Source organism: Rhodococcus coprophilus NBRC 100603 (assembly GCF_001895045.1).
Lineage (GTDB): Bacteria > Actinomycetota > Actinomycetes > Mycobacteriales > Mycobacteriaceae > Rhodococcus > Rhodococcus coprophilus.
This window is the reverse complement of sequence record NZ_BDAM01000009.1, coordinates 19,084-42,214: the sequence shown is the minus strand read 5'-3', so window position 1 is coordinate 42,214 and position 23,131 is coordinate 19,084. Positions and strand designations below refer to the sequence as shown.

At 68.1% G+C, this 23,131-nt stretch carries 17 protein-coding genes; 10 read left to right on the top strand and 7 right to left on the bottom strand.

Annotated elements, in window-relative coordinates; genetic code table 11:
- The first annotated feature begins 17 nt into the window (after positions 1 to 17).
- Genes RDCOP1_RS15435 through RDCOP1_RS15415 form a run of 5 tightly spaced genes read left to right on the top strand, consistent with a single transcriptional unit; the run spans position 18 to position 4,528 of the window.
- The gene (locus RDCOP1_RS15435) at positions 18 to 614 is read left to right on the top strand and encodes a TetR/AcrR family transcriptional regulator (protein WP_072702113.1); all 597 of its coding nucleotides are present in this window, start codon (positions 18 to 20) and stop codon (positions 612 to 614) included.
- Positions 611 to 1,039, top strand: coding sequence for an HIT family protein (locus tag RDCOP1_RS15430; RefSeq protein WP_072702111.1), 429 nt, complete (start codon positions 611 to 613; stop codon positions 1,037 to 1,039). Before RDCOP1_RS15435 ends, RDCOP1_RS15430 begins: the two co-directional genes overlap by 4 nt.
- A 4-nt stretch (positions 1,040 to 1,043) precedes the next feature.
- Complete coding sequence (locus RDCOP1_RS15425; RefSeq protein WP_072702109.1) at positions 1,044 to 2,648, top strand: L-lactate permease; 1,605 nt, start codon at positions 1,044 to 1,046, stop codon at positions 2,646 to 2,648.
- A 54-nt stretch (positions 2,649 to 2,702) separates the two neighbouring features.
- Positions 2,703 to 3,728, top strand: coding sequence for a Dyp-type peroxidase (locus tag RDCOP1_RS15420; RefSeq protein WP_072702702.1), 1,026 nt, complete (start codon positions 2,703 to 2,705; stop codon positions 3,726 to 3,728).
- Entirely contained in the window at positions 3,725 to 4,528 is an 804-nt protein-coding gene (locus RDCOP1_RS15415; protein ID WP_072702106.1) for a family 1 encapsulin nanocompartment shell protein, read from the top strand. Before RDCOP1_RS15420 ends, RDCOP1_RS15415 begins: the two co-directional genes overlap by 4 nt.
- Positions 4,529 to 4,558: 30 nt before the next feature.
- Here the strand turns inward: RDCOP1_RS15415 and RDCOP1_RS15410 are convergent, their stop codons facing one another.
- Both RDCOP1_RS15410 and RDCOP1_RS15405 read right to left on the bottom strand, forming a co-directional pair.
- Positions 4,559 to 5,041: a MarR family winged helix-turn-helix transcriptional regulator gene (locus RDCOP1_RS15410; RefSeq protein ID WP_072702698.1), complete on the bottom strand. Its 483-nt coding sequence runs from the start codon at positions 5,039 to 5,041 to the stop codon at positions 4,559 to 4,561.
- A 49-nt stretch (positions 5,042 to 5,090) separates the two neighbouring features.
- The gene (locus RDCOP1_RS15405) at positions 5,091 to 5,753 is read right to left on the bottom strand and encodes an alpha-ketoglutarate-dependent dioxygenase AlkB family protein (RefSeq protein ID WP_072702104.1); all 663 of its coding nucleotides are present in this window, start codon (positions 5,751 to 5,753) and stop codon (positions 5,091 to 5,093) included.
- Positions 5,754 to 5,914: 161 nt separating this feature from the next.
- On the opposite strand from RDCOP1_RS15405, the gene RDCOP1_RS15400 reads away from it, so the two are divergent.
- The 3 genes from RDCOP1_RS15400 (at position 5,915) to RDCOP1_RS15390 (ending at position 8,428) form a co-directional block, all read left to right on the top strand.
- The gene (locus tag RDCOP1_RS15400) at positions 5,915 to 6,718 is read left to right on the top strand and encodes an SDR family oxidoreductase (RefSeq protein WP_072702695.1); all 804 of its coding nucleotides are present in this window, start codon (positions 5,915 to 5,917) and stop codon (positions 6,716 to 6,718) included.
- Between the two features lie 75 nt (positions 6,719 to 6,793).
- Positions 6,794 to 7,765: a phosphotriesterase family protein gene (locus tag RDCOP1_RS15395; RefSeq protein ID WP_072702102.1), complete on the top strand. Its 972-nt coding sequence runs from the start codon at positions 6,794 to 6,796 to the stop codon at positions 7,763 to 7,765.
- 24 nt (positions 7,766 to 7,789) lie between these two features.
- Positions 7,790 to 8,428, top strand: a complete 639-nt coding sequence (locus tag RDCOP1_RS15390; RefSeq protein WP_084722648.1) for a GNAT family N-acetyltransferase — start codon at positions 7,790 to 7,792, stop codon at positions 8,426 to 8,428.
- A 47-nt stretch (positions 8,429 to 8,475) separates the two neighbouring features.
- Here the strand turns inward: RDCOP1_RS15390 and RDCOP1_RS15385 are convergent, their stop codons facing one another.
- Positions 8,476 to 8,904: a MarR family winged helix-turn-helix transcriptional regulator gene (locus tag RDCOP1_RS15385; RefSeq protein ID WP_072702100.1), complete on the bottom strand. Its 429-nt coding sequence runs from the start codon at positions 8,902 to 8,904 to the stop codon at positions 8,476 to 8,478.
- A gap of 87 nt (positions 8,905 to 8,991) precedes the next feature.
- On the opposite strand from RDCOP1_RS15385, the gene RDCOP1_RS15380 reads away from it, so the two are divergent.
- Entirely contained in the window at positions 8,992 to 10,848 is a 1,857-nt protein-coding gene (locus tag RDCOP1_RS15380) for an ABC transporter ATP-binding protein (protein ID WP_072702689.1), read from the top strand.
- A 1-nt stretch (position 10,849) separates the two neighbouring features.
- Here the strand turns inward: RDCOP1_RS15380 and RDCOP1_RS15375 are convergent, their stop codons facing one another.
- Genes RDCOP1_RS15375 through RDCOP1_RS15360 form a run of 4 tightly spaced genes read right to left on the bottom strand, consistent with a single transcriptional unit; the run spans position 10,850 to position 15,112 of the window.
- Positions 10,850 to 11,491 carry an isochorismatase family protein gene (locus RDCOP1_RS15375; RefSeq protein WP_072702098.1) on the bottom strand — a complete coding sequence of 214 codons (642 nt, stop codon included), beginning with the start codon at positions 11,489 to 11,491 and terminating at the stop codon, positions 10,850 to 10,852.
- A gap of 28 nt (positions 11,492 to 11,519) precedes the next feature.
- Positions 11,520 to 13,169 (bottom strand): (2,3-dihydroxybenzoyl)adenylate synthase, encoded by a 1,650-nt coding sequence (locus RDCOP1_RS15370; RefSeq protein WP_072702096.1) that lies wholly within the window; start codon positions 13,167 to 13,169, stop codon positions 11,520 to 11,522.
- Between the two features lie 30 nt (positions 13,170 to 13,199).
- Complete coding sequence (locus RDCOP1_RS15365; protein ID WP_072702094.1) at positions 13,200 to 13,970, bottom strand: 2,3-dihydro-2,3-dihydroxybenzoate dehydrogenase; 771 nt, start codon at positions 13,968 to 13,970, stop codon at positions 13,200 to 13,202.
- Positions 13,967 to 15,112, bottom strand: coding sequence for an isochorismate synthase (locus RDCOP1_RS15360; protein ID WP_072702092.1), 1,146 nt, complete (start codon positions 15,110 to 15,112; stop codon positions 13,967 to 13,969). The genes RDCOP1_RS15365 and RDCOP1_RS15360 overlap by 4 nt, the downstream gene beginning before the upstream one ends.
- Before the next feature lie 177 nt (positions 15,113 to 15,289).
- Between RDCOP1_RS15360 and RDCOP1_RS15355 the strand changes: the two genes are divergently transcribed.
- On the top strand, positions 15,290 to 23,110 hold the full coding sequence (locus RDCOP1_RS15355; protein WP_072702686.1) for a non-ribosomal peptide synthetase: 7,821 nt from the start codon (positions 15,290 to 15,292) through the stop codon (positions 23,108 to 23,110).
- Positions 23,111 to 23,131: the final 21 nt, after the last annotated feature.

Here is a 23,131-nt window from a genome sequence, read left to right as displayed (position 1 = left end):
AAATAAGCCCGGGGAGGGTGAGAAACGCGACGCGCACGCGCACAGCGTTACTGGACGCAGCGCTCGAAGTGTTCTTACGGGACGGGTATGCCGCAGCGGCGACGGAGGACATCGTTGCGGTCGCGGGGGTGACGCGCGGCGCGCTCTACCACCATTTCGCGAACAAGCGGGATCTGTTCCGGGGTGTTGTCGAACGGGTGCAGCGGGAGGCGGAGCAGACGCTGCACCCCGGAGAGGTCGACGATCGGTGGGAAGGTTTCACCAAGGCGGTGCTGGCGTCCCTCGACGTGGTCAACGACCAGCCCACTCGCCGGCTGCTGCTCATCGAGGCGCCCGCAGTGCTGGGGTGGACCGAAGTGCGGGAGGCACATCGGCATTCCACCCTGCGTATCGTCGAGGAAATGCTCGCAACGCTCGCTCCGGAGACGCATCGGTCGTCGTCCACGCGTACGTCGGTGCTGGCACATCTGCTCGTCGCCGCCGTCGAGGAGGCCATGCTCTACCTCGCGCACAGCGACGATCCGGTCGGTGATCGTCCCGCGGTGCAGGCCGAACTGCTGCGCCTGCTCAGCACTGCACGCGAACCGGTTGCCGTGGAGGCACCGGGCCGGTGAGCGAATGCATCTTCTGCGCCATCGTTGCCGGTGACGCCCCGGCGAGCATCGTGCTCGACGAACCGGATGTTCTCGCGTTCATGGACATTCGGCCGTTCACGCCGGGCCACCTGCTCGTGGTGCCCAAACGGCACGCGTCGGGTCTGGCCCAGCTCGACCCGGACGACGGCGCGAAGGTGTTCGCCGCAGGTCAGCGCATCGCCACCGCGATGCGGTCGAGCGACCTGCCCATCGACGGCGTGAACCTCTTCCTGGCCGACGGTGTCGCCGCCGGCCAGGAAGTGTTTCACGTCCACCTGCATCTGGTGCCGCGCACGAGCGGCGACGGATTCGGTATCCGTGCGCGTGCGCAGACCCCGAACCGCACGGTGCTCGACGGCACCGCAGACGCACTTCGCGCCGCCGTGGAGTCGTTCGGGGCATGATGCGGTGACAGGCACGTATATCCAGCCGATCGCTCCGATCGGCGGCTCACTCGCGTGGTCGGCACTCGTCGCGGGGCTTCCGTTGTTGACGATGCTCGTGCTCCTCGCGGTGTTCCGGCTCAAGTCCCACACCGCGGCGGCGGTGGCAGTGCTGGTCGCGCTCGTCGTCGCGACGGCCGGATACGGCATGCCCGTCGGCTCGGCGGTCAGTGCGGGCCTCGAGGGGGCGGTATTCGGCCTGTTCCCGATCATGTGGACGGTGCTCAACGCGGTATGGGTGTACCGGCTGACCGTCGAGTCCGGTCACTTCGACGTGCTGACGCGCGCGTTCGCGCGGATCTCGCCGGACCACCGCATCCTGACGATCGTCATCGCATTCCTGTTCGGTGCGCTGCTCGAGGCAGTCGCCGGGTTCGGCACACCCATCGTCGTCGCGACAGTCGTGCTCATCGGTGCCGGACTGCCCCCGGTCCGCGCGGCGGCGGCGTCGCTCCTCGCGAACTCGGTGGTGACCCCGCTCGGGGTGATGGGCACCCCGATCCTGACGATGTCGCGGGTGTCGGAGATCCCGGTCGACGAGATCGGGCCGGTCGTCGCCCGGCAGGTGTGTCTGCTCGCCGTGTTCGTTCCGCTGGTGCTCGTCGCCGTGGTGGGTGGGCGTCGCGGCGTGCGCGAGACGTGGCCGGTCGCGCTCGTGGTCGGGGTCGCGTTCGCCTCCGCGCAGTTCCTCTGCGCGAGTTACCTGACCGTGGGGCTGAGCAATATCGCAGGTGCGGCAGCCGGTCTCGTCGCGCTGCTGGTCGTGCTGAAGGTGTGGCGTCCGGGGCCGGACGCGACTCCCGCCCGTGGGGAAACGCGAATCCACGACACCCGCCGGCGGACCGTCGAGGCGTTCGCGCCGTACGCGCTGATCGTGGTCGTGTTCCTCGTGAGCCGTCTCGGCCCGGTCGAGTCGTTCCTGTCCAACGCCACCTTCTCGTTCGGCTGGCCGGGCCTCGACGTGACGGGGGCCGACGGCAGGGTTCCGACGGCGGAGACATTCACGCTCAATCTGCTCACGGCACCGGGGTCGCTCGTGTTCGTCGCAGCATTGCTCTCGGTGGTCGTGCTGGGTGTGGCAGCGGGCGACGCGCTGCGGTGCCTCGTCGCTGCGGTCGTGCAATTGCGCTGGTCGTTCGCGACGGTGACGGCGGTGCTGGCCCTCGCGTACGTGATGAACCTGTCGGGCCAGACCACCACCATCGGCCAGTTCCTCGCGGGCGCCGGCGCCGCGTTCGCGTTGCTGTCGCCGCTGCTCGGCTGGCTCGGTGTCCTGGTCACCGGATCCAACACCGCGTCGAACGCGATGTTCGGAAGTCTCCAGGTCTCCGCCGCGCAGCAGGCAGGGCTCGACCCGACCGTGCTGGTGGCAGGCAACATGGCCGGCGGAACCGCCGGTACGCCCATTGCGCTGCAGAACCTGGCCTTGGTCTCCTCGGTGCAGGGGCTGTCCGGACGGGACGGATTGCTGATGCGGCGGCTGTGGCCCATCAGCGTCGCGATGGTCGTCGTGCTTGCCGTCCTCGTCTGGTTGCAGACCACTGCCGTCCTGTCGTGGATGCTGCCGTGAGCACATTCGGGACGTAGTGGCGTCCTGGGTCTTCGCGTGAACTACGGTGACACCGTGGCGCGTTCCCAACCGATCTTGACTCCGCTCACCGAGGCGGCGATCTTTCTCGTCCTCACGATCGACGAAGGCCGAGAAGACGAGGTACGCAGTCTCCTCGAAGACTTGTCCGGTCTGCGGCGGTCCGTCGGTTTCCGGATTCCGGACGGTGGACTGTCGGTGGTGACGGGCATCGGGTCGGAGATGTGGGACCGACTGTTCGGCGGTCCCCGTCCAGCGGGGCTGCACCCCTTCGTCCCGCTCGACGGCGGCCGGCATCGTGCGCCGTCCACCCCCGGCGACCTGCTGTTCCACCTGCGCGCGTCGTCGACCGATCTGTGTTTCGAACTCGCGGCGAAGATCAACGACCGGCTTCGTGGCGGAGCGACGGTCGTCGACGAAACCCACGGCTTCCGCTACTTCGAACGTCGTGACCTTCTCGGGTTCGTGGACGGCACCGAGAATCCCGAGGACGAGGAAGCGGTTGCCGCCGCGCTTGTCGGTGACGAGGACCCCGAGTTCGCGGGTGGCAGTTACGTGATCGTGCAGAAGTATCTCCACGACCTCTCGACCTGGAACAGCATCAGCGTCGAAGAGCAGGAACGTGCGATCGGCCGGACGAAGCTGGACGACATCGAACTCGACGACGCCACGAAGCCGGCGAACTCGCACGTCGCGCTCACCTCCATCGAGGACGAGGACGGCGAGGAACGCCAGATCGTGCGCGCGAACATGCCTTTCGGCAGTCTCGGCGCCGACGAGTTCGGGACGTACTTCATCGGTTACGCCGCGACGCCGGACGTGACCGAGGAGATGCTGCGCAACATGTTCCTGGGCAATCCGCCCGGCAACTACGACCGCATCCTCGATTTCTCCACGGCCGTCACAGGCTCGCTCTTCTTCTGTCCGTCGTTGGAAATGCTCGAAGATCTTCCGCCCGCACCGGCGGACGCACCCGGAACTGCCGACACGAGTGCATCGACGCCGTCTGCTGCGGACGGGTCACTCGGAATCGGTGCTCTCAGAAGGAGTTCAACGCTGTGAACAATCTCTATCGTGACCTCGCTCCGATTACCGACGCGGCGTGGGCCGAGATCGAGGAGGAGGCGACGCGCACGTTCAAGCGGCATGTCGCGGGCCGCCTCGTCGTCGATTTCTCGGGCCCCCACGGAACCGATTTCGCGGCGGTCGGTCTCGGCCGACTGGGCGAGGTCGAGTCACCCGCGGCGGGAGTTCGCGCGCGTCAGCATCGGGTAGCGCCTCTCGTCGAACTCCGCGTGCCGTTCACGCTCTCGCGCGAAGAGCTCGACAACGTCGAGCGCGGTGCCAACGACGTCGATCTCGATGCGGTGAAGGAAGCTGCCCGGCAGATCGCGTTCGCGGAAGACCGCGCGATCTTCGAGGGTTACGCCGCCGCCGGCATCGAGGGCATCCGTGCCTCGTCGTCCAACACCGCGTTGCAGCTCCCCGACGATCCGCGCGACATCCCGGAGACGATCAGCCAGGCGCTCTCCGAACTGCGTCTCGCCGGTGTCGGCGGGCCGTACCACGTGCTGCTCAGCGCCGACGAGTTCACCAAGGTCAGCGAAACGTCCGATCACGGCTATCCGATCCGGGAGCAGATCAAGCGTCTCATCGACGGCGACATCATCTGGGCTCCCGCGATCGACGGAGCCTTCGTCCTCACGACCCGCGGCGGCGACTACGACCTGCAGGTCGGGCAGGATCTGTCGATCGGATACCTCTCGCACGACAGCGAGAACGTCCAGTTGTACTTCCAGGAGACGTTCACGTTCCTCGTCTACACGAGCGAGGCGTCGGTACCGCTGATCTCGCACCGCTGATTTACCGCCGCCGGAGGCCGGGACCTGTGCCTAACGGTGCGGAGTCCCGGCCTTCAGCGCTGCGCCGTTGACGCGGACGAGTGCGGTGTGGAGCGCCTCGAGTTCGGCCATGTCGACGCCGAGGGATTCGACCACCTCGCCGGGCACCGCCTCCGCGTCGCGGCGCAAGGACCGGCCCTTGTCGGTGAGGTCGACGACGAGTTGCCGCTCGTCCACCGTGCTGCGTTCGCGCGTGAGGAGGCCGAGGGCTTCGAGCCGCTTGAGCAGCGGTGACAAGGTGGGGGAGTCGAGTTGCAACACGCGCCCGATGTCCTTGACCGTCATCGGTGCCCGTTCCCAAAGGGCGAGCATCACCAGGTACTGCGGGTGCGTGAGACCGAGCCGGTCCAGGATCGGCCGGTATACGGCGAGAACAGCGCGGTTCGCGACCGCGAGTGCGAAGCACACCTGCCGGTCGAGTGCCAGAGGATCGTCGCCGGAGGAGGTCTGCGCTGCCGGAGTATCGACGCTCATACGACCGACAATACCGAAGTCGTAGGACGCCGATCCGACCGCTCCGGCGTCACTCCAGGCCGGTGGCACGCAGTGTGATGTTCAGCCGGCCGCGGGTCAGTCCGACCTCCGCGCTACCGGTGCCCGGGAATACGACGGGCACGCCGTGGAACGCGAACCGCGAGGGTCCGCCGAACACGAACAGGTCGCCGGATTCGAGGCGGACATCGGTATAGGGCCGGCCCCGTGACTCGCAGTTCCCGAAGCGGAACGTGCAGGCGTCGCCGATACTCAGCGACACGATCGGCGCCGCGACCCGCTCGTCCTTGTCCTGGTGCATCCCCATGCGCGCGTCGTCGTCGTAGAAGTTGATCAGTGTGGCGTCCGGCGTGTAGCCGTCTCCCGCTGCCGCGTCCTCGTATGCATCGGCGACTGCGCGTCGGCCGAGACCGACGAGCAGGTCGGGGACGGGTGGCACCGGCGCATCGTCGACGTCCACGGCCGTGCGGCTGTACCGGTAGGGCGACCAGTGCCAGCCGAGGCACACGGTACGTACCGACATCTGCCCACCGCTCGGCAATACGGTGTGCCGCATGGGCGCCGGACCCCTTGCCCACTCGCGGCACAGTTCCACCAGCGCGCGCTGTTCGTCGAGACTCAGCCACCCGGGTACGTGCACCGCGCCGGGTGCGACCTCGCGGCGCGGGCGGGAGATCGAGAACAATTCGTTCACGGGCGGGTCACTCTCGGCGATCGGGGCATTGCGTCCTTCTCCAGGATGCCAAGCCTGGACGCCGACGACGACTCGCCCCCGCGCAATCGGGTGTTCGCCCTATAGTCCGGTGCAGCGTGCAACGGTGCGGTGCTGCGCACATCACGACCGAGGGGGTTCCGGTGAAAGTTGACGGCAAGGTAGCCATCGTGACGGGCGGGGGTGGCGGAATCGGTGGCGCTCTCGCCGCCCGCCTGGTGGCGGAAGGTGCCCGGGTGGTCGTGGCCGACATCGACGCGGACGCTGCCCGAAGCGTCGTGGACGAGATCGGTACCACCTCGGCGATTGCGGTGGGAGCCGACGTTTCCGACTCCGACGAGATCCGGGGTCTCGTCGAACGTGCGGAAGAAGAATTCGGGCCCGTCGACCTGTATTTCGCGAACGCGGGCATCACCGGTCCACCCGGGCTGGACATCGGCGAATCCGCCTGGGACCAGGCTCTCGACGTCAACCTGCGCGCTCACATCCGCGCTGCGAACCTCATGGTGCCCGGATGGGTGGATCGGGGCGAAGGTTACTTCGTCGGCACCGCGTCGGCTGCCGGCCTTCTCACCCAGATCGGGTCGGCCGCGTACTCGGTGACCAAGCACGCGGCGGTCGGGTTCGCCGAGTGGCTGTCGGTCACGTACGGAGACCAGGGTGTGCGGGTGTCGTGCCTCTGCCCGATGGGTGTCAACACTCCGCTGCTGTATGCAGGAAAGAACTCCGATACCGAACTCGGAGCGCTCGCCACCCGTGCGGTGACCGGTGCCGGCGCGGTTCTCGAACCGGACGATGTCGCGGAGATCGTGCTGCGTGCACTCGAGGAAGAGCACTTCCTGATCCTTCCCCATCCCGAAGTCCTCGAGATGTACCGGCACAAGGGCGCCGACTACGACCGATGGTTGAGCGGCATGCGCCGGTACCAGCAATCACTCCGGGGCTGAGCCACGGCGAGTTCGGGAGAACGGTTGCGCGGAAACACCGCCCGCCCCCACTTGTGGTGACATAGCGTCTGCGCCATGGCTTCTGTCGACACCGTCCGCGGCCCCGCCGACACCGCTGATCTCGGCCGCGTCCTCATGCACGAGCACGTTTTCGTGCTCGGTGAGGAACTGCGCGAGAACTATCCAGGCTTTCCGACGGGATGGGACGAGGAACTGCGCGTCGACGATGCCATCTCGAAGCTTCGTGCATTGTCCGACCGCGGCATCGACACGATCGTCGACCCCACGGTGATCGGACTCGGCCGGTACATACCGCGGATCCAGCGCATCGCCGAACACACCGACATCAACATTCTGGTTGCGACGGGGCTGTACACGTACAACGAACTTCCGTTCCAATTCCACTATGTCGGACCGGGATTGTTGTTCGACACCCCCGAACCGCTCACCGAATTGTTCGTCCACGACATTCGTGAGGGCATCGCCGACACCGGTGTGAAGGCGGCGATGCTCAAGTGCGCGATCGAGGCACAGGGCCTCACGCCCGGGGTGGAACGGGTGATGCGTGCGGTCGGCCGTGCACATGTGGAAACGGGGGTCCCGATCACGGTGCACACCAATCCGCATACCGAGTCCGGTCTCGTCGCGCAGAAAGTCCTCGCCGAGGAAGGCGTCGACCTCACGAAAGTCGTGATCGGGCACAGCGGTGATTCCACCGACCTCGATTACCTCCGTAAACTCGCCGACGCCGGGTCGATACTCGGGATGGACCGCTTCGGCCTCGACCTGCTGCTGCCGTTCGAAGAACGCGTCGCCACCGTGGCCGCGCTGGCAGAACTCGGATACGCGGACCGCATGGTGCTCGCGCACGACGCGTCGTGCTTCATCGACTGGTTCCCGCACGAAGTGAAGGAACTCGCGGTACCGAACTGGAACTACAACCACATCAGCGACGACGTGCTGCCCGTTCTCCGCGAGCGCGGCGTCAGCGACGAGCAGATCACCACGATGCTCGTCGACAATCCGCGGCGGTTCTTCGAATCCTGAGCGCGCCCCAGGCGGGACCGGACGGTGCTGACGCCGGCCGTACAGGTCGATCAATACAGTGGAGCCATGACAGCGCACGGTTTGCCGATGACGGTTGCTCGCGGCGTCGGGGTGGACACCGACACTGCAGTGCGGGGCGTCCTCACCGGTCGCCGCCCCGAGGACCACTTTGCCGACGTGACGGTGCGCACGCTCGAGGATCGAGACTGGGATGCGGTGCGGCGGATCTACGGTGAGGGGATCGCGACCGGCATCGCGACCTTCACCGCCGAGGTTCCCGCCCGCGAGGTGCTCGACAAGGTGTGGCTGCCCGGCCATCGGTGGGTCGCCGAGATCGACGGGCGCGTCGTCGGCTGGGCGGCGTTGAGCCCGGTTTCGAGCCGCGAATGCTATGCCGGGGTGGCGGAGAATTCGATCTACATCGCCGACGGGATGCGCGGGCGCGGGGTCGGCAAGGCGCTGCTGCGCACCCAGGTCGATGCCGCCGACGAGGCGGGGTTGTGGACGCTGCAGACCGTGATCTTCCCGGAGAACCGCACCAGTCTCGCCCTGCACCACTCGGTGGGATTCCGCACGGTGGGTATCCGCGAACGTATCGGCAAGCTCGCCGGCGTCTGGCACGACACCGTCCTGCTCGAACGCCGGTCCGAGACGGTGATCTGACAGACCCGGTCTACCTTGTCGGTACCGTGGCCGGACCGGTGGAGATCTCAGTGTGGCGGGTCGTCCACGAGCTTGCGCAGCAGCCGTGACAGGTCGGCTCGTTCGGATGCGTCGAGCCGGGAGAACACCTCTGCGGCGTCGGTGTCGCGTGCCGCGTCGAGTTCGCCGAGGACGGTACGTCCGTGGTCGGTGAGCTGCACACACACCGCACGGCGGTCGGCAGGATCGGCGAGGCGCTCGGTGAGGCCGCGTGATTCGAGCCGGTCGACGACCTCGGTGGCCGAGCGTGGAGCGATGCGCAGGGCCTTCGCCACGACTCCCAGGCGGATGGGAGCGTCGCTCTCGCCGATGACCCGGAGGGCGCGGTGCTCGTGGGGGGACAACTCCCAGGGCTGCAGGAGGTCGTGCCAGCGGCGCCGGAGAGTGCGCGTCGCGCCCATGAGCAGATCGCGCAACACCACGGGAGAATCGGACATGACCGGATCATACCTCACTTGACAGTTACCTCTTAATGAGGCAACCTCAGTAAGTACGTTCGAATCATGAATCGAGGTGGTGTGCACATGATGCATCCCCCACCAGGTCGAGGCCGCCCCTCCGGAGGCCGCGGAAAAATCGACCCCAAAGACGTCGCACAACTACGGGAATCTCCCGTCAGCCTGCGCCGCATCGGTGCGCTCTTCGCCCCCTACCGCAGGCAGATCGCGTTCGTGGTCGTGCTGATCGTCGCGTCGTCCGCCGTCTCGCTCGCTACACCCTTCCTCGTCCGGGCCGTCATCGACGACGCGATTCCGGACCAGAACGTGAGCCTGCTGCTGTGGGCAGTGGGCGGCATGCTCGCGGTCACCGTGATCAGTTCGCTGTTCGGAGTGGTGCAGACCTGGATCTCCACCACGGTCGGCCAGCGGATCATGCACGGTTTGCGGACACGGGTCTTCACTCACCTGCAGCGGCAATCCCTGACCTTCTTCACCCGCACCCGCGGCGGTGAGATCCAGTCGAGGCTGACCAACGACATCGGCGGCATGCAGTCCGTCGTCACGACCACCGCCACCTCGCTCGCCGCCAACATCACGACTGTCGTCGGCACCGCGATCGCAATGGCCGTGCTGAGCTGGCGACTGTCACTGCTGTCGCTGATCGTGCTCCCGCCCGCGATCTGGCTCACCCGCCGCGTCGCACAGATGCGACGCGCGATCACCACCCGCCAGCAACGCCGGCTCGCCGACATCCAGACCCAGATCGACGAAGGCCTGTCCGTCAGCGGTGTGCTGCTCGGCAAGACCCTCGGCACCGGACCCGCCCTTTCCGACAAGTTCGCGAGGACCTCCGCCGACCTCGCCGACCTCGAGGTGCACGCCCAGTTGTCGGGCCGGTGGCGCATGGCCACCATGAACATCGTCTTCGCCGCGATCCCCGCGGTGCTCTACCTCGTCGCCGGACTTCCCGCGACATCCGGAGGCATGACGATCGGCACGCTCGTCGCATTCACCGGGCTGCAGGGCGCGCTCTTCCGGCCGCTCATGAGCCTGCTCGACGTCGGTGTGTCCGTCACCAGTTCGCTCGCGCTGTTCAGTCGCATCTTCGAATACCTCGACCTGGCGGTCGACATCGACGAGCCTGCCCATCCGGTCCCCGTCGATCCGGCGCGCATCTCCGGCAGGGTCCGGTTCGAGAATCTGAGCTTCCGCTACGAAGGCGCACACCGTCTCGCGCTCGACGGAATCGACCTCGACGTCCCTGCCGGCGCCCGAGTCGCGCTCGTCGGTGAGACCGGATCGGGAAAGACCACGCTCGGGTCACTGGTGGCACGGCTGTACGACCCGACGTCGGGACGAGTGACGATCGACGGAATCGACCTGCGCGACATGCGACTCGCCGACGTCGCGGCTCTCGTCGGAGTCGTGTCGCAGGAGACGTACCTGCTGCACGCCACGGTCCGCGAGAACCTGCGTTACGCCCGGCCGGACGCCACCGACTCGGAGATAGAGGACGCCGCGCGTGCCGCGCACATCCACGACCTCGTCATGTCGCTGCCCGACGGCTACGACACCGTGGTCGGTGCCCGCGGGCACCGGTTCTCCGGTGGCGAGAAGCAGCGACTTGCGATCGCCCGCACCCTCCTGCGCGACCCGCGGATCCTGGTGCTCGACGAAGCGACGAGCGCTCTCGACAACGACACCGAACGTGCGGTGCAGCAGGCACTCGACAACGCGCGGGCCGGGCGCACGACCATCACCATCGCGCACCGCCTTTCGACCGTGCGCGACGCCGACGAGATCGTCGTTCTCGATCACGGCCGGATCATCGAGCGGGGAACCCACGACGCGCTCGTCGCACTCGGCGGGAAGTATGCGGCACTGAGCCGGCGCGACGAGCGCACGGTCTCCGAGCACGACGACCGGTCCGTCGGGGTGTGACTCAGGCGCGCACCGACGAGAGCGCACCCACGACGTCGTCGGTGGGCAGTACCACCGCGCACCGCGACGCGACGTAGTTCAGCGCGTCGATGTGCTCACGCTGTGAGAAGTCGGCGGTGCCGTCCGAGACGAAGAAGACCTGGATGTCGTTCATGAACCCGTCCAGCGCTGTCGTGAGGCACCCGATGTGGGCGTAGACCCCGGTGACGATCAGCTGGTCACGGCCCCACGCGCGCATCCGCTCGAGCAGATCGGTGCGGATGAAGGCGCTGTAGCGCCACTTGGTGAGCAGGGTGTCGCCGGCGTGCGGTGCAAGTTCCGCGATGATCGACGTCTCGTTGGGGTCCTCGGACAGTCCGGGACCCCAGAAGTCTGACAGCAGCGCACGATCGGACGGGTCCTGGTCGCCGGGTTGCGCGGTGTAGACCACCGGAACGCCGACCTCGTGGGCGGCGTTGCGCAGCTGGTCGATGTGCGGGACGACGGTGGCGAGCGGATCGGCCGTCCGGTCGAACGACCGCACGAAGTACTCCTGCATGTCGTGGACGAGCAGTACGGCGCGGTCCGGGTCGACCGACCACGACACCACGTTCGCGGGCTGCTCGTCGGGCAGGGAGTAGGACACGGACTTCGGCAGAGCCATCGGTTTTCGCTTTCTGCAGTGAGGGCGGTCAGTTCTGGAGGGCGGCGGTCAGCGCCCGGCGGAGTTCGTTGCGGCTGATCTTGCCGACACCGGTCACCGGGAATGCGTCGACGAAGCGCACCTTGTCGGGGATCTTGTATGCCGCGAGTCCCCGGTCGCGGAGGAAAGCCTTGAGGGCGAGTGTTTTCGGTGTCTCACCCTCGGTCACGACGAAGGCACACGTGCGTTCACCGAGGTACTGGTCTGGCATCGAGACCACCGCGGCGTCGAGCACCGCGGGATGCGCGATGAGGTGGTTCTCGACCTCCTCGGCTGCGATCTTCTCGCCGCCCCGGTTGATCTGGTCCTTCGCCCGGCCTTCGACGACGATGTAGCCGTGCTCGGTGATCCGCACGATGTCGCCGGTGCGGTAGAACCCGTCGGCGGTGAACGCCGTCGAATTGTGTTCGGGTGCATCGTAATAGCCACGAATGGTGTAGGGGCCGCGAGTCAGGAGATGGCCGGCCGTACCGAAGGGGACGGGCTCGCCGGCGTCGTCGAGCACACGGATCTCGTCGTGTGGGCTGATCGGGCGGCCCTGGGTGTGGACGATCGTGTCTTCGTCGTCCTCGAGACGGGTGTAGTTGACGAGACCCTCCGCCATTCCGAACACCTGTTGCAGTGTGCAGCCGAGTTCCGGGCGCACCCGCTTGGCCGCCTCTGCGGGGAACTTCGCACCGCCGACCTGCAACACTTCGAGCGACGAGAGGTCGTGCGGGGAGCGGGCCCGCGCCGACAACCACGCCAGGGCGAGCGGGGGCACCAGCGAGGCCATCGTGATGCGTTCACCCTCGATCAGGGCGAATGCGGTGTCCGGGCTCGGGTCCGGTGCCAGCACAACGGTTCCGCCGGCGTGGAGGACGCCGAGGATGCCCGGTGAACTCATCGGGAAATTGTGCGCGGCCGGAAGTACGACCAGCATCCGGGTGTCTTCGTCGACCCCGCAGATCCGTGCCGACTCGCGCACCGAATAGAGGTAGTCGGCGTGGGTCCGGGGAATGAGTTTGGGTGTGCCCGTTGTGCCGCCGGACAACTGGAGGAACGCGACGGACTCCGCGTGGACTCCGGCGACCGCCGCCGGCTCCTGCTCGCGCAGTGACGCCAGTGAGACGAATTCGCCCGAGTCTCCGGCGACGACCACGGCCGGTGGGTTTTCCAGCGCGCCGGTCACCTCACGGGCGAGCGTGCGGTAATCGAATCCTCCGTGTTCGGCAGCAACGATGTAGGCGGCGGCATCGGCGAAACGGCAGAAGTAGCCGATCTCCGAGGCGCGGTGCGCCGGCAGTGCGAACACCGGCAACGCGCCGAGGCGGAAGACCGCGAAAAGGACTTCGGTGTACTCGACGATGTTCGGCAGCTGGAGCACGACCCGGTCGCCGGCCCGGACACCGAGACACCCGAGTCCGGTGGCGATGCGCGCGGCGGACTCGTCCAGATCACGATAGGTCAGCTGCCGGCGCGCGCCGGTGGCGTCCGGTCCCACCACAGCGATCCGGTCGGCGAACCGCGCGCTTCGGTTCGCCGTGAACTCCGCGAACGTCTCCTCGGTCCAGTACCCGGCGCCGCGGTACAACTCGCTGAAGTCCTCGGGAAAGCGGGCGATGTCGGCAAGCGCACTGCGCCGTAGGCCGGAGGTCACGAATGGTTTCCTTTCGGGGATGAACAGGTCTCAGGCGCGGAGAGTCGCGCCGCCGTCGACGTACAGGGCTTGCATGGTGATGTGCCGGGCACGGTCGGAGAGCAGGAACTCGATCGAATCCGCGATGTCGGACGGATCGGCGATGCGCCCGAGCGGAATTCCGACCTTGAACTGTGCCGGGTCACCGTCGATGGCACTGTGCGCGCCTGCGTCGTCGTCCGGGTCCTCCCACAGCGACCGTTGCATCGCGGTGTCGGTGGAACCGGGTGCGACGATGTTTGCGCGGATCCCGTACTGCGCCAGTTCGAGTCCGGCGACCCGCACGATCATTGCGGCGGCGGCCTTCGACGACCCGTACGCGCCCATTCCCATTCGGGGCACCCCGGCGGAATTCGAACCGACCACGACGATCGCTCCCGAGCGGCGCTGCCGCATCACGCGACCCACGGCACGCAACACCGACAGCAACCCCGTGACGTTCACGTCGAACATGCGCTGCCAGTCGTCCGGATCGGAGTCGAGGACGGACCCGGTGGTGAATACGCCTGCCACATGGGCAAGTCGCTCGATGGGGCCGTGGTCGGATTCGATGCTGCCGACGGCGAACTCGATCGCGTCGGCGTCGCGTACGTCGACCGGATACACAGGGATGTCGTCGCCGATCAGAGCTGCGGTCTTGCGCAGGCCGTCGGAGTCGCGGTCCAGCAGTACCGGTCGGTGTCCGGCGCGGGACAGGGTGAGGGCAGTGGCGCGTCCGATGCCCTGTGCGGCACCGACGACGAGCGTGACGGGGGCGCTCATCGGCGTACTCCGAATGCGTCGAGGACGGTCCCGAATTTGATGCTGGTCTCGGCGAGTTCGTCGGCGGGATCGGAATCGGCGACGATGCCGCCACCGGCGTAGGCGGTGAGGGTGGTGCCGTCCGCGTCGAGGACCGCGCACCGGATCGTCACCATCCATTCGCCGTCGCCGTCGGAGTCGCACCATCCGACCGCGCCCGCGTAGAACCCGCGGTCACCTTCGACGTCGCGGATGAAATCGCGTGCCGCCTCGGTGGGCGTCCCGCAGATCGCGGGCGTCGGATGCACCGCGAGCGCGAGATCGAGCGCTGTGGTGGAGCGATCGCGCAGGCGTCCCGAGACCGGAGTGCCGAGATGCCACAACTGTTTGGTGCTCGTCAGCGACGGCAGGTCCGGGATGTCGAGGTCGGTGCACAGCGGTTCGAGAACAGCGCGCAACGCCCGGATGACGTGCGCGTGCTCGGCGAGATTCTTCTCCGACGCGGCGAGGCGTTCGGCGGCTGCGCGATCGGCTGCGGGGTCGGCGTGGCGCGGCGCGGAGCCCGCGAGGGGATGCGCAGTGACGACATCGCCTCGGCGCCGGATGAGCACCTCGGGGCTCGACCCGATCAATTGCCGTCCTCGCCACGCATCTCCTGCGGGAGTGAGGTCGACGGCGAAGCCGTTGCGGGCAGGGTCGTTTCCGACAAGTCGTGCGATGAGGTCGGCGGCCCGGACCGGGTGCTCGGAACGCAACCGGAGTGCGCGTGCGAGAACGACCTTGACGAGGTCGTCGTCGGCGGAGCGCAGCCGGGCGAGTGCGGTGGTCACGCGATCGATGTGAGTCTCTTCCGCCGGAATCGTGTGTACGACGCGGATGGCGGGAAGGCCGGCCGGCGACGAGGCGCCGATCGGAGTGGAGGTGCGCCGCAGCGTGTGCGGTGCCGTGAGTGCGACGGGGTGAGCAGGGTCGAAGGGGAGCGCACCGGCGAGGGCGCGCACGTGCCCGGTCCGCAGAGCGGCGGCCGCAGCGTCGGCGCAGTCGAACCGGTCGTCGATTCCTTCGGCGACCACGGTGCCGTGGGGGCGGGACAACACGAACGGGCGTGCGACGGTCCGCTCGGCACAGTCGGGTGTCGGTGTGTCGACAACCGATGATTGCATGCTCGAACCTCTCGATAGCGGAGTGAGACGGTGGATCGAGCGCAAGCTGCACAAGATCGCCTCAGCAACATATACGGTTAGCCTTACCTTTGGTACTGTTCCGGTCGCCGAGTGTCGGCACAACACGGGTGTTCTGCTCGCGCCCAATAGTTTTCGAATGCAGAAAAGGGGATGCCGGTGCCCACGTCCAGGCCGTCGACCACAGGACTGGCGCTCACGCGCGCCCAGACGGGCGTATGGTTCGCCCAGCAACTGACCCCCGACAACCCGATCTTCAACACGTCCGAATGCATCGAACTGCGCGGAACGGTCGATACGGACGCCCTGGTCACCGCGGTTCGCAACGCGGCCGACGACTGCGAGGCGCTCGTCGCCTCGTTCGAAGTGCAGCACGACGGTACGGTCGTACAGTTTCCCGGGCAGCGACGGCTGGACGAGCCTCCGGTGGTGGATCTGCGCGCGGGCCGCGCCCGCCACACCCACGGCGCCCCGGACGTGTGGGCGGCTGCCCACGAGTGGATGGCGAACGACCTGGCGCGCGCGATAGATCCGGCCGTCGACCTGTGTGTCCGTGCCGCCGTGTTGCGGCTCGCGGACGACCGGGTCGTCCTGTACGTGTGCGGCCACCACCTCGTTTTCGATGCCTTCGGGTTCTCCCTGTTCAACCGCCGGATCGGTGAGCACTACACCGCACTCGTGACGGGTGCGGAAACCCCCGCCCACCGCTTCGGCCCCGTCGAACCGGTGGTGCGCGAAGAACAGAGCTACCGCGACTCGGACGCCTTCGCCGACGACCGTGCGTTCTGGTCCGGCTATCTCGCCGACGTCGAGGAAGCGGTCGCGTTGCGGCCCGGCGCGACCGGGATCGCCCGGCGCTCCCGCGCCGCCCGGTTCACGCTCGACGCACGCCGGCAGAGCGGGCTTGCCGCACTCGGCAAATCGGCCCGCGGAAGCTGGGGCGACGCGGTGACGGCGCTGGTGGCGGCGTATCTCCGCGGCGCAACCGGACGGGAGGACCTCACCCTCGGGTTCCCGGTGATGAACAGGCTCGGCTCCGCCGCACTGAACGTGCCGATGACCGCGGTCAACGTCGTACCGCTGCGGCTGCGCCCGGCCGCGCGGAACACCCTGTCCGAACTCGTCGGACAGGTCCGCGATTCGGTTGCCCTGTGCCGCAGGCACTACCGCTACCGCGGTGAGGACATCCAGCGCGACCTGCGGCTACCCGCCGGATCACGCGGGGTGATCGGGCCGTCCGTCAACGTGAAACCGTTCGGCGACCGGTTCCGCTTCGCCGACATCAGCGCCGCCGTACATTCGGTCGCTCGCGGCCCGCTCCAAGATTTCATGATCACCGTGCGGCCTCTCGACGAGAGCGCCGGACTGGAAGTCTTCGTCGACGTCGACGCCGACATCTACGACGACGAGGCACTGCAGCTCCACGTCGCGCGACTCGAGCAGTTGTTCGACGCCGTGAGCACCCTGGACCCAGCGACCCCCCTCGCACAGCTCCCGATCCTCACTCCCGGTGAGCGGGAACGGATCCTTCAGCGCTGGAGCGCATCTCCGGACGTTCCGGTCGAACCGGGCCTGACTCTCGTCGATCTGTTGGATCGCCAGGCGGAAGCGACACCCGACGTGGCGGCGGTAGCGGACGCGACCACCACACTGACCTACGCCCAATTGCGCACGCGGGTGGACCGCCTCGCGCGGCACCTCGTATCGGAGGGTCTCGGCGGCGCCGCCGAACCGAGAATCGCGATCGCACTGCCGCGCACCGTCGAGGCCGTGGTCGCGATCTTCGCGGTCCTCGAGACCGGTGCGGCGTACGTGCCGATCGACATCGACCAGCCACTCGAACGCCTCGCGCACGTACTGTCCGACGCATCGCCTGCGTACGTGCTGACCTCTCCGGCCACGGACGGCCGGGTCGCGGACGCCGACCCAACCGTGCACCGGATCAGGCTCGACGAGATCGACCTCTCCGGCGCGACAGAACTCGACGGCGCGGGGGAGCGGGGACAGGTGCCCGTCGGGCGGCCGGCACCGACACCGGACTCCGTCGCGTACGTCATCTACACCTCCGGATCCACGGGCCGGCCCAAGGGCGTGGTCGCTCCCCACCGCGGTCTGGTCAACCTCCTTCACAGCCACCGCGAGCAGGTGTTCACCCGTGCCGAGAAGGAAGCCGGCCACGAGCACCTCGACCTGGGCCTCGCCTGGTCGCTCGCCTTCGATGCCTCGGTACAGCCGCTGTTGTGGATGCTCGCAGGCCATACCCTCCACATCGTCGACGAACTCGCGCAACGCGATCCGGCACTGCTCACCGAACAGGCCCTCCGTGAGCGCTGGGACTTCGTGGAACTGTCGCCGGCCCAACTCGATCAGGTGGTCGAGGACGGGATGCTCCCCGAGGATGCCGTCTCCACCCTCGGCTTCGGAGGCGACGCAGCGACCGCCCGGCTGTGGGACAACCTGCGCGCGCGCCGGGGCGCCGCGTTCAACTTCTACGGACCCACCGAATGCAGCGTCGATGCGCTCGTCGCCGAGGTCCACGACAGTGAGACACCGGTGGTGGGCCGCCCGGTAGCGAACCTGCGTGCCTACCTCCTCGATTCGGGTCTCGCGCCGGTGCCGCCGGGTACCGAGGGTGAGCTGTACCTGTCAGGTCCGGGGGTCGTCCGCGGCTATCTCGACGCTCCGTCCCTCACCGCGGCCCGATTCGTTGCGAACCCGTTCGCCGGCGACTCGGGTGATCCCGTGCACGCGAGGCTCTACCGCACCGGTGACCGCGTGATGTGGACCCCGGAGGGCCGCATCGTCTATCGCGGACGCGTCGACAACCAGGTCAAGGTGCGCGGTTTCCGTATCGAACTCGGGGAGGTCGACGCGGCGTTGCTGCGCCTGCCGGGCGTGGTGCGCGCTGTCTCGGCGATTCACACGGACGCCGCGGGCACCGCACAACTCGTGGGTTACCTCGTCGGCGATGCGCTCGACCCCGTAGCGGCACGAGCACAACTGACCGAGTGGCTGCCCGCAGCCATGGTGCCGGCCGCCCTCGTCGTACTTGCCGAACTGCCGCTCACGTCGAACGGGAAACTGGACCGGAAGGCCCTTCCGGCCCCGGATTTCGGCGCTCTCGTATCGTCGCGGGCACCGTCGACCGACCTCGAGCGTCGTCTGTGTGAGCTCTTCTCCGACATTCTGGGGCTCGAAACGGTGGGTGTCGACGACGACTTCTTCGCACTCGGCGGGCATTCGTTGTCGGCGGCAAAGCTCCTCGCCCGGGTTCGCGACAGCCTCGGGGTGGAACTGGCCCTTCGCGAGGTGTTCGATCATCCGACCGTCGCCGGGCTCGCCGTGCGGTGCGAGAGCGCGGGGGTCGCGGACGGACCCGAGCGTCCGCCGCTGGTCGCGGGGCACCACGGTGACCTCGTCCCGTTGTCGTTCTCGCAGCAGCGCCTGTGGTTCCTCTTCCGGATGGACGGGCCCAGCCCGACCTACAACGTGCCTTTGACGGTGCGGTTGCACGGAGACGTCGACCACACCGCGATGCGCCGGGCCGTGGCGGACGTGCTCGCGCGCCACGGAAGCCTGCGCACCGTGCTGACCGAGCGGGACGGCACAGGGCTGCAGCGTGTGCTGGGTGAGGTCGAGACCCCGTTCGCGGTCGTGGAGACCACCCCGGACACGGCGGAAGACGACGTGCGGTCGGCGGCGCGCTACGCCTTCGACCTCGAACGCGAGATTCCGCTACGGGTCCGGTTGTTCACTGTCGCCCCCGGCGAGAGCATCCTGTTGCTGCTCGTGCACCACATCGCGAGCGACGAGCTGTCCACCCCGATCCTGTTGCGTGACCTCGGGGCCTACTACGCCGCTCACACCGGTGGCGCCCCGGCGCAACCGGCACCGCTGCCCGTCCAGTACACCGATTACGCGGTGTGGCAACGAGAACTGCTCGGCGACCCACAAGACGAGACCACGGTCGCCGGACGCCAGCTCGCCTTCTGGCGCAGCGAACTCGCCGGGCTCCCCGCGGAACTCGATCTGCCGACGGATCGGTCCAGGCCGGCCGTCGCGTCGTTCGCCGGTGGGGGTGTGGAAGTGGAGGTTCCGCCCGGCCTCGCCGAAGCCGTGCGCGCCGCCGGTCGCGACACCGGTGCGACGATGTTCATGATGGTCCATGCTGCGGTGGCGCTGGCTCTGTCCCACAGCGGGGCGGGGGAGGACATCCCGATCGGTTCCCCGACTGCGGGCCGCCCCGCATCGGAACTCGACGACCTCGTGGGATTCTTCGTCAACATGGTGGTGTTGCGCACCGATCTCTCCGGTGACCCGACCGTCCGGGAACTGCTGGCCCGCATCAAGAGTGCCGATATCGCTGCGTACGCTCATCAGGACGTGTCCTTCGACCGGGTCGTCGAGGCGCTCGAACCCGAACGCAGCGCTTCCCGACATCCGTTGTTCCAGGTGATGGCCCAGTATCGAAACCCTCCGGCGCTGACCGCATTCGAAGATCTTTCGCCCGACGTGTCACTCGTGCCCAACGACGCCGCGATGTTCGATCTGACCTTCGATGTGGTCGACACACCGGACGGATCCATGCGGGTACGCGTCGAATATGCCCGTGATCTGTTCGACCACCACACCGCGGAGTCGTTCGCGGCGCGGGTGGTGCGCGCATTCGCCGCTCTCGCGGGAGATCCCGACCGTGTGCTCTCCCGGATCGACCTGCTGTCCGATGCCGAACGTGAACGGCTCCGCGCCGGCAGGCCGAACCCTGACACCGAACGACCGGAGTCGGGCCCGGCGACGCTCGTCGACCTGTTCGCCCGCACGGTCGCTGCGGTGCCCGATCAGCCCGCCGTCGTCTCCGCCGCCAAGACCGTGACGTTCGCCGAACTCGACGCGTGGTCCGACCGGATCGCCGATGCCCTGCTCGGGCGCGGTGCCGGACCTGAAACCATTGTGGGACTGCGGATTTCGCGTGGAAGCGCGGTGGTTGCGGCGATCCTCGGTGTGTGGAAGTCCGGCGGGGCCTACCTTGCCCTCGACCCCGACTACCCGGCCGAGCGCATCGACTACATGATGCGTGACGCGGGTGTGACCGTCGTCCTCGACGATGCTGCGGTGGCACAGTGCGGCGCCGCGCAGACGAATCCGGTTCCGGCCGCAGGGCCGCGGGGTCTTGCCGGGGCGGACGACGCGGCCTACGTGGTCTACACCTCCGGTTCCACCGGGCAGCCCAAGGGTGTCGTGGTGCCCCACCGCGGTGTGGTGAACCTCTGGGAGACGGTGCGTTCCCGCACCTACGGCGATCCGGAGGAGCGGCGACTGCGGGTACTCCTCAGCTACACCTTCGCGTTCGATTCGTCGGTCGAGCAGTTGCTGGCAATGCTCGGCGGTCACACGGTGCACGTCCTTCCGGACGCGCTGACCGCCGACGCCGAGGGCATCGTCGGTTACGTTCGCGAACACCGGATCGACGCCCTGGACTGCGCGCCGGTACTGATGACACAACTCGTCGCGGAAGGTCTCCTCGATGCGGATGCGGTGCACCGGCCGACGGTGCTCGCTGTGGGGGGTGAGGCGGTACCCGCCGAGCTGTGGGCAACGCTGGCGTCCACACCGGGTCTGCGCGCGCTGAACATCTACGGCCCCACCGAATGCACGGTGGACGCGACCGCCGCGCTGATGACACCGGACCTCGCACCGCACATCGGAGAACCCGTCGTCGGTGGCCGTGCACTCGTGCTCGACCACTACCTGCGACCGGTGCCGCCGGGGGTGCCGGGGGAACTGTACGTCGGAGGCCCACACGTCACCCGGGGGTACCTGGGCCGGTACGGCCTGACCGCGAGCAGGTTCGTCGCGGATCCGTTCGGCGCACCGGGGAGCCGGCTCTACCGAACCGGTGACACAGTGCGATGGACGTCTCGCGCTCCTCACCGGCTCGAATACCTCGGCCGCAAAGACGATCAGGTCAAAATCCGCGGGTTCCGCATCGAACTCGGTGAGATCGAGACGGTACTCGCGGGCCACCCCGCCGTGTCGGGAGCCGCGGTGCTCGCCCGGGAGGACGAGCCCGGGCGCAGGCGTCTCGTCGGCTACATCATCGTGCCGGGAAGCGCTCTGCACGGAAGTGCAGAGGTGGACGGCGAGGCAGTGCGAGCGTATGCGGCCGAACGGCTGCCCGCCCACATGGTCCCCGCCGCGGTGGTGGTACTCGGCGAGTTCCCGCTCACCGCCAACGGCAAGGTCGACCGGGCCGCGCTCCCGTCCCCGGTGTTCGCGCCCACGAGCGCCGGACGGCAGGCGGACAACGACGTCGAGCGACGGCTCTGCGACGTCGTGGCCGCAGTGCTCGGACTCGACGCGGTGGGTGTCGACGACGACTTCTTCTCGCTCGGCGGCGATTCGATCGTGTCGATCCAGCTCGTGTCCAAGGCACGCGCAGCGGGACTGCGGTTCACCGCCCGGCACGTGTTCGAACACCGGACGGTCGCCGGCCTTTCGGGTGTCGTGGAGCTGGACGCAGGCGGCGGGCACACAGATATCGAGGCGGCGATCGGGAGCGTTCCGGCGACGCCGATCGTCCACGACCTGCTCGAGCGCGGCGGGCCGTACGCCAGGTACGCGCAGTCGAGGTTGCTGCGGACTCCCGAAGGGCTGACCCTCGAATCGCTGACCGGCGCCGTGCAGTCGGTACTCGACGTGCACGACGCGCTGCGTTCGGTATTCGACTCCGCCGCCCGCACCCTCGAGATCCTGCCGGTGGGGGCGGTCCGGGCCGCCGATGTGGTGACCCGCGTCGACATCTCGGGCCTCGACGACCCGTCCCCGGTGATCGTCGCAGCCACCGAGGATGCCTACGCGGCGCTGGACCCGGCGTCCGGTGAACTCGTCCGGGTGGTGTTCTTCGACGCCGGACCCGGCGCGCAGGGCCGGGTGCTGCTCGCGGTGCACCACCTGGTGATCGACGGCGTGTCCTGGCGGATTCTGGTTCCGGACCTCGCCGACGCGGTCGCGGGGACCGCGCCGGTCCGGTCCGGTACCCCGCTGCGGGTCTGGGCTCGTGGGCTGCTCGAGGCCGCTCCGGCGCGGCGTGCCGAACTCCCGATGTGGAGTCGCATCACCTCGGGAGAGGGGCGCGTCCGGATCGGCTCGCGCAGTGTGGATCCCGAACGCGACACGATGTCCGCCACGGCGCAGGCCCACGTGGAGGTGCCGGTCGCGGTGACCGAAGCGCTGCTCACAACGGTGCCCGAACAATTCCACGCCGGGGTCGAGGACGTGCTGCTCGCAGCCCTGGCCCTTGCCACCGCACGGGTCTGCGGTGCGGGCGCGGTCGCCGTGGATCTCGAAGGCCACGGGCGCGAGGAACAGGCGGTGCCGGAAGCCGACCTCTCGGGGACCGTGGGATGGTTCACGAGTCTGTACCCGGTGCGGCTGGACGTGTCGGGAACCGACCTCGACGCGGCTTTCGGCGCCGGGCGGGACGCGGGCGAGGCACTCAAGCGGGTGAAGGAACAACTTCGTGAGATACCGGACAGCGGAATAGGTTTCGGAATCCTCCGGTACCTCGACGACGAGGGGCGGCGCGTCCTGGCGTCGGCGGTGGTCCCGGAGATCGGATTCAACTACCTCGGCAGGCTGACTCTCGGTGAGGCGGAGGGGCGCCCGTGGTCGAGCGCACCCGAATCGTCCGCGCTGGGCGGTGCCACAGAGGCGGACATGCCGGTCAACCACGCGCTGGAGATCGGTGTGTTCACGGACGAGACGGTCGAGGGGCCGATGCTTCGCGGCTCTTTCGGATACAGCCCGGCGCTGGTGCCCGAGCATCTGGTGGCAGACCTCGTGAGCGCGTGGGTCGCGGCGTTGGAGGCGCTGGCCCTGCATGCGTCGGCGGGAGATGCCGGTGGTTTCACCCCGTCGGATCTGACCCTCGGCGGGCTCGACCAGTCGGAGATCGACGAGTTCGCCATGGAATTCGGGTGATCGTGACGCTTGGCGTAGGCC

What these genes read in the sequence shown, in the direction of transcription:
- RDCOP1_RS15385 (WP_072702100.1), bottom strand. Translation starts at nt 8,904, where the DNA reads ATGTCCGATTCTCCCGTGGTGTTGCGCGATCTGCTCATGGGCGCGACG.
- RDCOP1_RS15360 (WP_072702092.1), bottom strand. Translation starts at nt 15,112, where the DNA reads ATGCAATCATCGGTTGTCGACACACCGACACCCGACTGTGCCGAGCGG.
- RDCOP1_RS15365 (WP_072702094.1), bottom strand. Translation starts at nt 13,970, where the DNA reads ATGAGCGCCCCCGTCACGCTCGTCGTCGGTGCCGCACAGGGCATCGGA.
- RDCOP1_RS15375 (WP_072702098.1), bottom strand. Translation starts at nt 11,491, where the DNA reads ATGGCTCTGCCGAAGTCCGTGTCCTACTCCCTGCCCGACGAGCAGCCC.
- RDCOP1_RS15395 (WP_072702102.1), top strand. Translation starts at nt 6,794, where the DNA reads ATGGCTTCTGTCGACACCGTCCGCGGCCCCGCCGACACCGCTGATCTC.
- RDCOP1_RS15380 (WP_072702689.1), top strand. Translation starts at nt 8,992, where the DNA reads ATGATGCATCCCCCACCAGGTCGAGGCCGCCCCTCCGGAGGCCGCGGA.
- RDCOP1_RS15410 (WP_072702698.1), bottom strand. Translation starts at nt 5,041, where the DNA reads ATGAGCGTCGATACTCCGGCAGCGCAGACCTCCTCCGGCGACGATCCT.